14 protein-coding genes are annotated in these 14,297 nt (G+C 35.1%); 2 read left to right on the top strand and 12 right to left on the bottom strand.

What is annotated here, in order from left to right:
• From UH1x_RS06055 to surE, 5 genes are all read right to left on the bottom strand, one after another.
• Positions 1-2,013 carry a ComEC/Rec2 family competence protein gene (locus UH1x_RS06055; RefSeq protein WP_482625762.1) on the bottom strand — a complete coding sequence of 671 codons (2,013 nt, stop codon included), beginning with the start codon at positions 2,011-2,013 and terminating at the stop codon, positions 1-3.
• A gap of 1 nt (position 2,014) precedes the next feature.
• Positions 2,015-2,575: a C40 family peptidase gene (locus UH1x_RS06050; protein ID WP_482625761.1), complete on the bottom strand. Its 561-nt coding sequence runs from the start codon at positions 2,573-2,575 to the stop codon at positions 2,015-2,017.
• A gap of 68 nt (positions 2,576-2,643) precedes the next feature.
• A complete protein-coding gene (lpxB, locus tag UH1x_RS06045) occupies positions 2,644-3,765 on the bottom strand; it encodes a lipid-A-disaccharide synthase (RefSeq protein WP_482625760.1) in 1,122 nt (373 codons plus the stop codon).
• Position 3,766: 1 nt separating this feature from the next.
• Complete coding sequence (locus UH1x_RS06040) at positions 3,767-4,051, bottom strand: hypothetical protein (RefSeq protein WP_036156812.1); 285 nt, start codon at positions 4,049-4,051, stop codon at positions 3,767-3,769.
• Between the two features lie 46 nt (positions 4,052-4,097).
• Positions 4,098-4,871, bottom strand: a complete 774-nt coding sequence (surE, locus tag UH1x_RS06035; protein WP_339726804.1) for a 5'/3'-nucleotidase SurE — start codon at positions 4,869-4,871, stop codon at positions 4,098-4,100.
• A gap of 191 nt (positions 4,872-5,062) precedes the next feature.
• Here surE and UH1x_RS06030 point away from each other — a divergent pair, with 191 nt between their 5' ends.
• Positions 5,063-7,201 (top strand): carboxy terminal-processing peptidase, encoded by a 2,139-nt coding sequence (locus UH1x_RS06030; RefSeq protein ID WP_482625759.1) that lies wholly within the window; start codon positions 5,063-5,065, stop codon positions 7,199-7,201.
• 69 nt (positions 7,202-7,270) lie between these two features.
• Here the strand turns inward: UH1x_RS06030 and UH1x_RS06025 are convergent, their stop codons facing one another.
• The 3 genes from UH1x_RS06025 to msrB form a co-directional block, all read right to left on the bottom strand.
• Positions 7,271-7,678, bottom strand: coding sequence for a DoxX family protein (locus UH1x_RS06025; protein ID WP_482625758.1), 408 nt, complete (start codon positions 7,676-7,678; stop codon positions 7,271-7,273).
• 129 nt (positions 7,679-7,807) lie between these two features.
• Positions 7,808-8,350 (bottom strand): peptide-methionine (S)-S-oxide reductase MsrA, encoded by a 543-nt coding sequence (gene msrA, locus UH1x_RS06020; RefSeq protein ID WP_482625757.1) that lies wholly within the window; start codon positions 8,348-8,350, stop codon positions 7,808-7,810.
• Positions 8,343-8,801, bottom strand: coding sequence for a peptide-methionine (R)-S-oxide reductase MsrB (gene msrB / locus UH1x_RS06015; protein WP_482626491.1), 459 nt, complete (start codon positions 8,799-8,801; stop codon positions 8,343-8,345). The genes msrA and msrB overlap by 8 nt, the downstream gene beginning before the upstream one ends.
• Positions 8,802-8,890: 89 nt before the next feature.
• Here msrB and UH1x_RS06010 point away from each other — a divergent pair, with 89 nt between their 5' ends.
• Entirely contained in the window at positions 8,891-9,703 is an 813-nt protein-coding gene (locus UH1x_RS06010) for a DNA/RNA non-specific endonuclease (protein WP_482625756.1), read from the top strand.
• Here the strand turns inward: UH1x_RS06010 and rodA are convergent.
• From rodA to mreC, 4 genes are read right to left on the bottom strand one after another with little or no spacing between them, the layout of a single operon-like run.
• Positions 9,700-10,989: a rod shape-determining protein RodA gene (rodA, locus tag UH1x_RS06005; protein WP_482625755.1), complete on the bottom strand. Its 1,290-nt coding sequence runs from the start codon at positions 10,987-10,989 to the stop codon at positions 9,700-9,702. The genes UH1x_RS06010 and rodA overlap by 4 nt on opposite strands.
• Positions 10,973-12,841: a penicillin-binding protein 2 gene (mrdA, locus tag UH1x_RS06000; protein WP_405412741.1), complete on the bottom strand. Its 1,869-nt coding sequence runs from the start codon at positions 12,839-12,841 to the stop codon at positions 10,973-10,975. Before mrdA ends, rodA begins: the two co-directional genes overlap by 17 nt.
• On the bottom strand, positions 12,838-13,347 hold the full coding sequence (gene mreD, locus UH1x_RS05995; RefSeq protein WP_036156798.1) for a rod shape-determining protein MreD: 510 nt from the start codon (positions 13,345-13,347) through the stop codon (positions 12,838-12,840). The genes mrdA and mreD overlap by 4 nt, the downstream gene beginning before the upstream one ends.
• The gene (mreC, locus tag UH1x_RS05990; protein WP_482625754.1) at positions 13,340-14,161 is read right to left on the bottom strand and encodes a rod shape-determining protein MreC; all 822 of its coding nucleotides are present in this window, start codon (positions 14,159-14,161) and stop codon (positions 13,340-13,342) included. Before mreC ends, mreD begins: the two co-directional genes overlap by 8 nt.
• Positions 14,162-14,297: the final 136 nt, after the last annotated feature.

The raw sequence follows: 14,297 nt of genomic DNA, 5'->3' as shown, positions 1-14,297 counted from the left end.
TCACTCAAAATAATAAGCTCCCTTTTCACCAGTATAGTGAAAAGGGATTTTATTTTTTATGCAGGTAGCTTCCCAGCGTTCAATGTAGCTTTTGTAGTTACTGCCATCTGCAATAATTTCCTTGGGTTGAATACTGTCAATTAGCCTGTCTAAATTGATTTTTGGTGATTGTGTCAATAAGATTTTATGGGATGATGACTTCGGATAAATTCCTGTGCTATCTATGATCAGTACCGATCTATCTTTGAAAGTATAGCTATTTTTTAAGGAATCATAACGAATAGATTTTATACGTTCTGCAGTGATATAATCTGAAATAAGATAATCAGGTGTATTGTCAGGATTTGTTAGGATAGTTAGGTTATTTCCGCTCTTGTTCAAAATAAGGCTCTTTCTCGTTTGATGCATCACTAATACTTCCAACTTGTTATGAGCTTCATATTCTTGAAAGATGGTATAACCTTGAAAACATAGAATACTTAGTAAAAAGAAAACTATTCGTTTGTAATTGAATTTGGTAAAAAGTTCTACGCCCATTATCAGGACAAATACACTTAACAAAAGCTGAATAAAGTCAAAAGAAATAGCACTGAAAATAAAATTTTCTTGTTTTGCTACCCAAGCAATAATGCTGTTCATTGAACTGATGATTTCATTATAAAACCATACTAATTGAGTAGGGAGCCAATTTAATAGCGAGAGTGCAATCACTAAAATACCCGTACCTAGAATTAATCCTAAAGCGGGCACAATTATTAAATTTGAAATAAAGAACAGTCCTGGAAACTGATGAAAATAAAATAAGCTGATTGGCAGAACACCTAATTGTGCGGCGATACTAACACATAGCAATTGCCAAAAATATCGTACAACCTTATTCTTAGGAAACCATAGTTCTTTAAGTAAGGGGAAAATCCAAAGTATGGCAAAAACCGCAGCATAGCTCATCTGAAACCCCACTTGGAACAATAAATTCGGATTGATGAATAACAGAATAAATAATATGGAAAGCGCAAGTATATTGAAGGTGTTGCTGGGTCTGTTTAAATACAATGCATAAGCTACAAAGGTAAACATGGTAGTTGCGCGAATGATACTGGCAGACAAACCTGCAATAAAGGCAAAACCCCATAAAAAGAGAACCGATAGAACTAGAATTAAGGTTCGCCCATTAGAGATGGTTTTTAGCGGACTCAATAAAAACTGAATAACTAAAAGTAGAATACCAATGTGTAAACCGGATACTGCTAAAATATGTACGGCACCCGCTTTCTGATAATTAGTGTATGTTTCTTCTGATATATCTGAACGCTGACCAAGTAATAGCGCTTTTATAACTCCCAATTCATCTGCTCCGAAATTCTCTTTATCAAGTTTTTCAATGATATGATTTCGTGCCCTTGCGGCGATTCCGAAAAGAGTAGTTTGTGAATTTTTAATTTTTACAAGTGGATCATGTTCTATTCGTATACTATGATACACACCTAGATTTTCTAGATATTTTTTATAATCAAATTGATGCGGAATTAATGCATGCGAAATAGCTTTAGCTTTAGTATAGGTGATAAATTTATCATCTATAGCTAAATTTAAACTTGCTGAATCTTTGGGTATGGTGAGAAGTATAGTACCACTTACTTGTTCATTGCCTATACTTTTTACTGTGGCAAAATAGCGGGTAGAAAACTGATTAGGTTTTAGAACCTCTTTAATTTTTAGCGTCCATAATTCGTTATTGCTACTTTGATGCTTACTGAAGTGATTAGTATTGTTTATGGGTTGTGCGGCAGTGTAACTGTAGGTGCCTAACGATATAAATGTAAGTGCGGCAATGGCTCCGAATAAAACCGATTTTGTATTTTTTTCAAAAAAGAAAATTGCGGCAAGTATTAGAAATAGAAATACTGTGAAGAGAAGCGTATGTAATAAGTTAAAGGGGAAATAATAACCTATTAAAATGCCAACAATGAGTAAAAGCGTTAATCTGATAGGAATAAACGCTAAGAGCTTCATGCTATAATATTCTTGTAGCTTTTACGAATGCTTGGTTCCAGAATCCGTCTCTTAATGAGGAAACGGTAACACCACGAGATGTTGATGCGTGAATAAATGTAATTTCGTCATTATCGGTACCTACCACCATGCCAACATGGTTTATTCGTTTAGACCCTCTAGAGGTTTTAAAAAATAGCAAGTCGCCCTTTTCAACATTTTTAACGGTAACCCTGCGACCTTCTTCTGCCATGTTGTAAGATACTCTGGGTAGTTGTACGTCATGTTCACCAAAAGAAACATATAGTAGGCCAGAGCAATCCATTCCTTTCTTGGTTGTTCCACCAAATTTATATCGTGTACCTGAAAATGAAAGGGCTGTGTTAATAATCTCATCGGCCTTAGTATGCGTTGAAGAAACTGTCCTACGTTCTTCAGTTTTTTTAGCACCGGTAACATTACCTGTTCTGGCATTATTTGCAGCAGCAACAGAAATTTTGCGCTCCTTGTCAGAAGTAGTCGTTTTTTTGGCTCCGCAACTGGCTAAAAAGCAAATGATAATAAAGTATGGTAAAATGCGCATAAAATAGAGTGTACCCTGTAGTACGTGTAACTCCAAAATTATAGAATTATTTTTTAAAAAGAATATCCCTATGAAATTTTAGCATTTGCAATGATTAGAGAAGCGGCTTCGGCACTAGCTCCAGATCCACCCAATTTCGCAATTAACTCATCATATTCGATCAATTGTTTACGTCTAGCTTCACCATCTAAAATTAAGGTCAGTTCCTTTTTTAGGTTCTGTTTGGTGAAATCATCCTGTATTAATTCTTTAACTACTTCCTTTTTCATGATAAGGTTGACCAAAGAAATATATTCTAAAGTAATAATACGTTTTGCAATTTGGTAAGAGATCCAATTTGCTTTGTAGCAAACTACCTGAGGTACTTTGAATAAAGCAGTTTCTAAAGTAGCTGTACCGCTGGTAACTAAGGCGGCATTTGATATGGAAAGTAAATCGTAAGTTTTGTTTTGAATGAATTTTACATTCGCATTGGTGAGAAAAGCAGCATAAAATTCTTTATCTAAACTTGGAGCGCCTGCAATAACAAATTCATATTCAGAAAAGTCGTCGGTCAAAGAAAGCATGAGCGATAGCATTTTTTGTACCTCTTGTTTACGACTGCCAGGCAGTAATGCTATAATGGGTTTGTTCGGGTTAATACCATTATCTGATCTGAATAGAGTTTCGTTTAGTTCTGGTCTGTTATCAATGGCGTCTAATAAAGGGTGTCCTACAAAGTTAACTGGGTAATTGTGTTTCTTTTCGTAAAATTCCTTCTCAAAAGGTAGGATCACGTACATATGGTCTACGGTAGCTTTTATCTTAGCTATTCTACCTTCTCTAGATGCCCAAATCTGAGGTGAAATATAATAGTTGGTCAAGAAATTATGTTCTTTGGCCCATTTAGCAATACGTAAATTAAATCCGGAATAATCAATGAAAATAATAGCATCAGGATTAAATGCGGCAATATCTTGCTTGCAAAATTTAATGTTTTTAAAAATGGCATTCAGGTTTAGAATTACTTCTATGAATCCCATGAAAGCCAATTCCTTGTAGTGTTTGGCTAAAGTTCCGCCAGCTTGCTGCATTAAATCGCCACCCCAACATCTAATGTCTGCATTGTTATCCTGTTGCTTCAGAGCCTTAATTAAATTAGAGCCATGAAGATCGCCAGAAGCTTCGCCTGCAATAATGTAGTACTTCATTTTAAAATACTTTGTAGTAAAGAATCACGAATGCGGTTAAAATGGTAGCGATTAAAACGCCTTTAGCTCTGTTGTCTCTTTTAATTTTTAGAAATCCGAAAAAAGCCACAAGGTTAAGAATGGCACCCAATGCCAAAAGACTGCCAACATGTTCTTGTCTAACGGCAGCATCAAAAGTTTCCATAATCCCCAAATCAGAGAATATTAAAATATACAATAATGTGCCAATGGCGTTTGCGATAATGCCTACAATAAAACCGATTAGAATTTCTTTTTTGGTATTCATCTATAATATTTGAGCGAAATAAATTAATCCTTTTTTTGGGAAATAACTAAAGTTCCCAGGTGTTCAATTCTTGAATGACGTGGTGGGCGGTTAAATCGAATTGGGTGGGTACAACAGAGATATATCCATTGGCAAGTGCCCATTCGTCAGTATCTTCACCTTTATCCAATAACTCGAACTCACCAGTTAACCAATAGTAATCTTTTCCCATTGGGTTGGTGCGTTTGTCAAATTTCTCTTTCCAATTGGCTTTAGCTTGTCTACAAATTTTAATTCCTTTAAGCTCTTCTTTTTTAAGCTTAGGTATATTGACATTCAAGACGGTTCCTTTAGGAATTCCATGATTTAAAGCTTGAGTAACAATGTCCAGAATAAAATCTTGAGCTTGGGAAAAATCAGCATTCCAACTATAATCACACAAAGAAAAACCAATGGCTGGTATCCCCTCAATGCCAGCTTCAACAGCAGCACTCATGGTGCCAGAGTAAATAACGTTGATAGATGAGTTAGAACCATGGTTAATACCGCTAACGCAGATATCAGGCCTTTTAGGTAGTATTTCCTGAAGTGCCAGTTTTACACAGTCTGCAGGGGTGCCGCTACAGCTATATTCGTCAATACCGTCTTGGTCAAGGTCAATTTTCATTTTTTTTGAAAAAAGAGCGGTGTCCAATGTAATAGCATGTCCCATACCAGATTGCGGACTATCTGGCGCAACCACTACCACATCGCCAATTTTCTTCATTACGGAGATAAGCATGCGCAAGCCAGGTGCTGTAATACCGTCGTCATTTGTAACTAAAATCAATGGTTTTTCCATAACTTATACTTTCTGTAGTAAAAATACGTTTTTAAATATGATAAGTCCGAAATGCCGTTTAACAAAAAATTAGTTCTAAGCAGATTTAATTGGCATGGTTTTTTCTTTACCTTAGGGGTTTAAGTAGCTTTTAATGCTGCTTTTAACCCTCAAATTCGGAGATATTGAAAAGGAAAGTAAAAGATAATTTTATGAAAAGAAATTTAGCCTACGTACTGTTATTGATGCTCGCGGCCGTAGCATCGTGCAGTTTTACAAATAAGACTTTTGAAAATGACGACAAGGATAAATTGTTGTTAGATTTAATAACCTATGTGTTAGAAAAAGGACATTATGAGCCTAAAGCGCTTAACGATGATTTTTCGGTACATGTGTTCGAAGATTTTATTGACGTTATTGATCCTACCAAAAGATATTTTATAGCATCTGATATTGCTGAATTTGAGAAGTATAAGTATCAGATAGATGATGAAATCAAAAATACAGATATCACTTTCTTTAATGTAGTATATGAAAGATTGATGGAGCGTATGGAAGATGCCAAAGGTATTTATAAAGAAGTGCTTGAAACTCCGTTTGATTATTCAGAGAATGAAAGCATTAGCATTAAGTATGACGAAGAACCTTTTGCTGCAAATCGTAACGAGTTGAAAGAACGTTGGAGAAAGCAGTTGAAATATGCAACTTTAGGTAACTATGATTCTAAGATTTCTCATATGGAGAATAAAGAAATCGAAAGTTCTGAAGATGATGATTATACAGCACATACACCTGAAGAGGCGGAATTAGAGTCTAGAGAATCAACTGAAAAAACATTAGATGAATTCTTTGATTTTGTTCAAGATTTAGAACGTAAAGATTGGTTTGTACAATATATTAATACGATTGTAGATGAGTTTGATCCACATACATTCTATTTTGCTCCAGAAGAAAAAGAAAAGTTTGATACCAGTATGTCAGGTAAATTCGAAGGAATTGGAGCAAGACTTCAGAAAAAATCTGAAGGTGCAAAAATTGTAGAGATTATTTCTGGTGGACCGGTATGGAGAGATCAAAGATTAGAAGTTGGTGATGAAATCATTAAAGTTGGTCAGAATGGAGAAGAGCCGATCAATATTGTAGGTATGCGTTTAGACGATGCCATTAAGTTGATAAAAGGTGCCCAAGGTACTATTGTAGATTTGACTGTTAGAAAAGTAGATGGTTCTTTAGATGTTGTTTCTTTAACAAGAGATGTTGTAGAATTAGAAGAGTCTTACGCTAAATCTGCCAATATAATTAAGGGTGAAGAGAAATTCGGAATTATCAATCTTCCAAAATTTTATGTTGATTTCAATGATTATAGCGAAAGAAATGCAGCAACAGATGTTGCCAAAGAAGTAGAGCGTTTAAAAGAAGAAGGCATGGAAGGTCTTATTTTAGATCTACGTGATAATGGTGGTGGATCTTTGAAGACTGTTGTTGAAATGGCAGGTTTGTTTATTAAAGATGGCCCAATCGTTCAGGTACAATCTAAGGATAAAGGTAAAGATGTATATGATGACAAGGATGAAAGAATTCAGTGGGATGGTCCATTGGTAATTCTTGTAAACGAATTATCTGCTTCTGCTTCTGAAATTTTAGCGGCTGCAATGCAAGATTATAAAAGAGCTATTGTAATAGGTAGCAAGCAAACGTTTGGTAAAGGAACGGTGCAAAACGTTATTCCTTTGAACAATATGTTGCGTAGTAATGAGCATGGAGATTTAGGTGCTATTAAGATTACAACTCAAAAGTTCTATAGAATAAACGGTGGATCTACACAGTTAGAAGGTGTTAAGAGTGATATTGTTGTACCAGACAGATATAGCTATATTGATTTAGGAGAAAGAGACCAATCTAACCCTTTAGGGTGGGATAAAATCACTCCTGCAGATTATAAGCCATGGGAAGGTTATATCAATTATGAGAAGACTATTGCCAATAGTGAAAAGCGAATGGCTGCCAGTCAACAAATAAAATTAATTGAGGAAAATGCAAAGTGGTTAAAGGCTGAACAAGATGAAACTGAAATCTCTTTAAATTTTGATACGTACAAAGAAGAAAAGAATAAAGATAAAGAACAGTCAAATTACTTTAAAACCTTGACAGATTATGATTCTAAGCTTACGTTTAAGTCTTTAGGGTATGAAGAGCAGTTATTTACTAAAGACTCTGTATTACGTGAAAAGCGTAACAGATGGCATAAGAATTTAGCTAAAGATGTTTATGTTGAAGAAGCAGTAAATGTTTTAGAAGACTTAAAAATGAATAACATTAAGCAAGGTAAATTGGCTAGTGTAAAGAACTAGAGTTCTTATATTATAAAATAAAAAAGCCGCTATATAATTTATATAGCGGCTTTTTTGTGTGTAATTTTTTTAAATAAATTTAGCGTGCTTATGTTTTCCAAATTCAGCTAACTCATTGTTTGTGTTGCGTATTTTTTTACTTTGAATATAGGTTACAAATAAAAGTACAGTGCATATTACCGCAGATGCTCCATTACCATCTTTAACAGCTAAATGAGCAATAGCACCCAGTGTATAATTCATAAAGAACCCGGCATAAATCCATTCTAATGACCAGTGAGATTTATTGAATATGATCATTAAAAGACCTATGGATTGGAATACACCAAGAAGATATATGAGGTAAGTAGGATAGCCAAGTTTTTCAAAGGTAATGGCAACTGTATCAAAATTAATAATGGAGTTAATGATTGAACCTGCAACGGCGATAGCGAAAAGCCCTAATGCGATGTAGTAAAAAGATTTTTGAGAATTCATAATAAGTAGGTTTTAATGTTATGATGTCTCAAAAATAAGTTCACCTATAAAAAGTTTTAAGTTTTTATAGGTGAACTGAAAATTGCTATAGATGAATAGGTTTTCCCTTTAGATAAACCGAAATTGTATCTATGATAAAAGTTTGTCAGAATGTAATTGTCTAAGTTTAGCCAACTTTGGGTTGATTACAACTTGGCAATATCCTTGTTCAGAATTGTTCTTGTAATAATCTTGATGATACTCTTCTGCATCGTAGAAAATACCTAAAGGACTTAATTCAGTTACAATTGGCTTCTCATGTACTGCCTGCATTTCATTCAATACTACTTTTGCTTTTTGCTCTTGTTCGTCATTATGAAAATAAATAACAGAACGGTATTGAGTACCAGTATCAGCTCCCTGCCTGTTTAAAGAAGTAGGGTCATGTGTAGTCATGAAAATAATTAATATATCTTCATAGGAAATGATACTAGGGTCAAAAGTAACCTGAACTACTTCTGCATGACCGGTTAAGCCAGAGCAGATTTCTCTGTACGTAGGTCTCCCCGGAGCTTTACCTCCAGTATATCCAGAAACTACTTTGTGTATGCCCTTTACCTCTTGAAATACCGCTTCGGTACACCAAAAGCAACCACCACCAACTGTAGCGATTTCTAAATTTGAATTAGCCATTCGATTCCTCCTTTTCTAATTGCATAGATTCTGAATTAATGCAGTAACGTAATCCACTAGGTTCTGGTCCGTCAGGGAATATATGGCCCAAATGAGCATCGCATGTATTGCACATGACTTCTACTCGTACCATTCCAAAAGAAGTATCTTTATGGTATTTAATAGCATTTTCTTTTATAGGTTGCTTAAAACTTGGCCAGCCAGTACCAGATTCGAATTTTATGGTAGAATCAAAAAGTGGTGTGCCACAACAAATACATTCATATTTACCAGCTTCGTGAGCAGTGCAAAGCGCACCGGAATGTGGGGCTTCAGTACCTTTTTTTCGAGTAACTCTAAACTGTTCAGGTGTTAAGATCTCTTTCCATTCCTGTTCGGTTTTTTCAACTCGTCTATCAGGTTCAGGGTTACCGTTCACTGAAAAATGAATTATATCTTTCCAAGTTAACATCATAATTTTCCTTTCGTTTAGACTTTGTTTGCTAGGTTTATTGGTCGGTAATTTGCCTTATATCTTACAAAATTAGGTAATTTTGGCGTATGGCATACCGCAAAAAAAATGGATCTCTATATAGTATTTTAATTCTTGTCTGTATTATAGGTTTTTGGCTGTTTGAAAATTTTTATACTCCCGCTACATATTCCAATAGCAACGATGAAGTTATTGCCAATGATTTCCCCATAGAGCTCTTGCCATCGTCTACAACGGGAGAGATTGTAAATCATGAATTTTTTACATTATCATATAATGAGCCTTATGAGCAAGCTGAGTGGGTAGCGTATACGTTAAGTAAAAGCCACCTAACTTATGATGATAGAAAGCGACCGTATTTTATAGAGGATCCGTTTGTTTCCTCTAAATCTGCCGATTGGCGAAATTATAAGGGATCCGGTTATGATCGTGGACATTTAGTGCCTGCCGGTGATCGTAGGTTTTCTTTACAAGCGTACAATGAAACATTTTATACAAGTAATATAAGTCCGCAAGACAGAGAGTTTAATGCAGGTATCTGGAACGACTTGGAGCAACAAACAAGGCGCTGGGCGAAGCAATTTGGAACTTTATATATATTTACTGGCGGAGTGTTAGAAAGTGGTCTAGAAGAGATCGGGCAGGAAGATGTTGATGTGCCAGATGCTTTTTATAAGATTATAGCCCGTAAAAAGGGAGATAAGATTTATACTTTATCTTTTTTAATGCCGAATAAACCCCAGTTTACATCTTTACGAAATTTCGTAGTATCAATTGATGAGATAGAAAAAGAAACAGGAATCGACTTTTTTGCCGAGCTACCGGAAAAACAACAAAGGGCTTTTGAAGCAAGTAAGAATACCGTGGGGTGGAAGTTTTAGAAACTCTCCTTTAGTCTATTCGTATCTAACCTTAAAAAAATAAAGAGTAGAATTGTAAAGAATAAGAGTCCAGATCCGCCATAACTAAAGAAGGGCAAGGGAATACCAATAGTAGGTAGGATACCGATTACCATGCCTATGTTAATGAAATAGTGTATTAGAAGTATGGAAATAACTCCGTATCCATACATTCTAGCAAATGCATTTTTCTGTCGTTCTGCTAGCGATATAAGTCTTAGAAACAATACGGTAAATAGAATAATTACTGTTGCCGTTCCTAAAAAGCCCCATTCTTCACCAACGGTACTAAATATATAATCGGTATGCTGTTCTGGCACAAAATCTCCTTTTGTTCGTGTTCCTTCTAAAAATCCTTTTCCGAAGAATCCACCAGATTCAATTGCCTTTTCAGATTGATACGTGTTGTAACCAATCGACTTTCTTATCTGTTCCAGTTTTTTAGGATCTTTCTCTAAACGTAACCATAATCCAAATCGATCCCTATGACGTTGCTCGAATACGTTATTGAAAACGAAATTTACCGAAAGCGAGAACAGAATAACAGCTACACTAATTAGACTAAGCGGTATTACCGGAATTTTTAATGACTTACGTTTTAAAGTATATAATAGAATAATCATTAATGCCAAACCGATTATAAGCCATACGGTACCAAACATTAGGGTAATGACGAATATCAGTATAAGACTTAATAGAATAACCAAATAGTACAATGGTAGGCCTTCTCTAAAAATTACAAAAATCATGGCAAAGAATACTAGTGCACTACCGGGATCGGGTTGAGGTATAATAAGAATGGCAGGTACAAGTATAATTAGAAGCGCGTAGAACTGGTCTTTTCTTCGTTTGATATCTGTTTGAATGTCGCTAAGATATTTAGCAAGTGCAAGAGCAGTAGCTACTTTTGCAAGCTCGGAAGGTTGTAAATTAAAAAAGCCAAGGTCGTACCATGAAGTTGCACCGGCAATTGTTTTACCAAAAACAAAGAGCCCTAATAGCGAAAGCATGGATATGAGGTAAAGTAAACTAGAAAACCGTTCGTAAAAATTTACTTCTAATGCGAGTACTATGACTATGGTAACTAGGCTGACCCCAATAAAAAAGAGTTGTTTGCCGTATAAAGTACTAAAGTCAAAAATAGAGCTATGCTCGTCGGTAAATGTACTTGAGTATATATTGATCCAGCCAATAAGTACAAGTGCGAAATAGATAAAAACACTTAGCCAATCAATTCTTTTTAAAACACTTTTACCAGACACGCTCATTAATTTTGAACTCCTCCCCACTGTAGGGTTTCGCGTATTCTGCTTCTAAAGTTTTTTCAAGCATTCTTTTTTCAAGTGTCTTTAAGGTAATTTCACCTTTCAGGTACTTTTCAATCATAAGTGTAGCTATATGCCCGGCATATCTAGATCCAAAATATCCATTTTCTATATATACCGCAATTGCAATCTTAGGATCGTCAACTGGTGCGAATGCTACAAATACCGAGTGGTCTGTCAATTGCGTACGTACGCCATCAATTTTTGTGAAATTTTCTGCGGTTCCTGTTTTTCCGGCCACTTCAATGCCTGGAATTTGTAACCATCTTGCAGTACCACTTACATAAACATCTGCCATACCTTGTACTACAGGTTCAAAGTGTTTTGGGTCTATTGTAGTATGTTTGGCTTCGGTAAATTTAGGTTCGGTGATATCCTTGCCTTCTATTTTCTTTAAGATATGCGGAGTAAAATAATGACCTCTATTGGCAATAGCTGCCGTCATATTCGCTAACTGCACCGGTGTAGCCAATATTTCGCCTTGTCCGATAGCATTAGAAATAATGTAAGAAGAACTCCATCTATTATCTCCGTACCATTTGTCGTAGTATTCTTTACTAGGTATACGTCCTTTTTGTCCAAATGGTAAATCGTAACCTAAATAATCACCTAGACCAAAGCTTCGCATGTGTTTTTCCCACACATCCATGCCTTCATCTGTAGTTTCAAATTTTTCATATATTTTTCTGAACGCTCCTGCAAAGTAAGCGTTACAGGATTGGGATATTCCTTTGTTCAAGTTTCTTAAGCCACCACCACAGTGACAACCTCTTTTTTTCTTGCCCACGTAAAATCCGTGGTAACATTGTATGGTTGTATTTTCATCTAGAACACCTTCTTGTAAAGCGATTAAAGCATTTAAGGTTTTAAATGGTGATCCAGGTGGTTGTTGTGCGTGAATAGATCGATCCCAAGTTGGGTTTGCTATGGTGTCGTTATATAATTTCGTGTAATTTTTAGAACGTTCACGACCTACAAGTAAAGCTGGGTCGTATGTTGGTCCCGAAATCATGGAAAGAATTTCGCCGGTTGCAGGCTCTATGGCTACGATGCCGCCTCTTTTTCCGTTCATCAATAACTCGCCATATTCCTGTAGCGTTTTATCTATGGTAATACTTATTTGTTTTCCTTGCTCAGGTAAGGTGTCTATGGTTCCATTTTTATATGGTCCAATATCCCTGTTGAATCGATCTTTCTGAATATACTGAACACCTTTTCTGCCTCTTAATAGGTCTTCGTAATAGCGTTCAACTCCCGTTCTTCCTTTTAGTTCCCCTTGAACGTAGTATTTATTTACCGCTAAATCTCCTTCGTTAACTTCGCTGATGTAACCTAGAACATTTGCCGCGCTAGGAGTGTCGTAATAGCGCAAAGATCGCTTTTGAATGTAAAAGCCTTTGTATTTACGCATTTTCTCTTGTAGCTTGGCGTAATCTTGTTTTGATAGTTGAGGTACCAGTACAGAAGGTAGTCTTGGAGAATATACCCTAGCTTTTTTAAGTTTTTTGACGAATTTTTCTTTGTCAATTCCTAATAACCCACAAAACTCTAAAGTATCTAAAGGTTTAACTTCTCTTGGGATTACCATGACATCATAAGCGGGATCATTACCAACTAAAAGATGACCGTTACGATCATAAATATAGCCGCGTTCAGGATAATCATAAATAGCTTTAATTGCCGGATCCTCTAAAACTTGCTCTGCAGAAAAACTAAAAATTTGCAAATAGGACAGCCTTCCCAAAAATGTAATGGCGATGACAATTATAATTGATGATAAAAGAATTTTTCTCATTCTTTTTTACTGCTGAATAATGTACTGAACAACATTCCTAAAATCAATGTGGCAATACCTACTATTATCGTTTTTTGTAAAATTAACAGGCTATTTGAAAAGCTGAAAATTTCTAACGTAAAATATACCAAATGATGTATTATAATCAATAACGCTAAAAACGTGAATTGTTGTGCCTTGGTACTGTTGTTTAACTTAAAACTTTGAAATTCATAATTGACACCAAAGACAAAACGCATAATGGTTGGTCGAAGATAAGCTATGGTAACGGTAGCAGCTGCGTTTATGGCAAGTGTGTCAGAAAAAATATCTACGCATAATCCTAAGAAAAAGCATAGAATTATAAAGGTAGTTCTATTTTGTTTGATAGGATACCAATAAAGGAAAAGAATATAAATCAACGGATTTATATAGCCAAAGAAATTCAGTTTATTGAATACTAACACTTGCAGTAGTACCAATAAAATAAATCGGAGCACAATTAAAAATGAAGTGTTGTTAATCATTGGCTTCTGTTTCTGCTTCTAATTCTAAAACTTCTTTACGATTTAAATTTTTAATGATATAAATAGTACCAATATTGGTCATGTCATTAAAGAGTTCTACATCTATAAAATAAAAACTTTTTGAGTTGTCTAAATCAAATTTTTTAATAGTGCCAATAGGAATGTTTTCAGGGAATATGCTACTCATGGCTCCGGTTACAATGGTGTCACCAATAGTAAGAGGTACTAATCTTGGTATGTCAATTAATTGAACAACATTATAATCTGTGGTGTTTTCCCAAACTAAAGAACCAAAGTGATTAGAGTTTTTGATTTTTGCGTTAATGTTAGACTTATCGCTTAAGATACTTTGTACTGTAGAAAAGTTGTCTGAGGTATTTTCTACGATACCAAGAATACCCTTATCTGTAATAACGCCCATATCTTGAACAATACTATCACTTTCACCTTTGTTGATAGTTATATAGTTACGCTGATCGGCATAGCTGTTATTGATTACACGCCCTCTTATAACTTCGTAGTCTACAGAAGTTGAATCAATAAGAGCCGGTGAAAGTACCAAGTTGTTAAATAACTTATCTCTAAGTCTTTTATTTTCTTCAACAAGCTTATTGTTTTCTTCTCTTAAGCCAAAATAGGAAGTAATATCATCAGAAAAAGTATAGATGCTTCCGGTGATGTAGTTAGATGAATTTAAAAATTTAGATTGGTGGTACGAATGCGACTGAAACGTAAAAATGCAGGAAATCAATAATAGAAAAAGGTAAAGTAAGAATATCTTATACCTAATTAAAAAATTTATGATCTGTTGCATTCACCCCTATATTTTTACTCGATAATAGTGTTTTAAACAAGACTGCCTTTAGATAAATTGTTTCTAGACTAGCCCAGAAGTTCTATCGATAATCATTAATAAATGGCTCTTGAATTTTATCCAAGGCTATCAATAT

Source organism: Maribacter sp. UH1 (genome assembly GCF_056839145.1).
The sequence above is the reverse complement of the archived record's forward strand: the minus strand, read 5'-3'. Positions and strand labels throughout refer to the sequence as shown.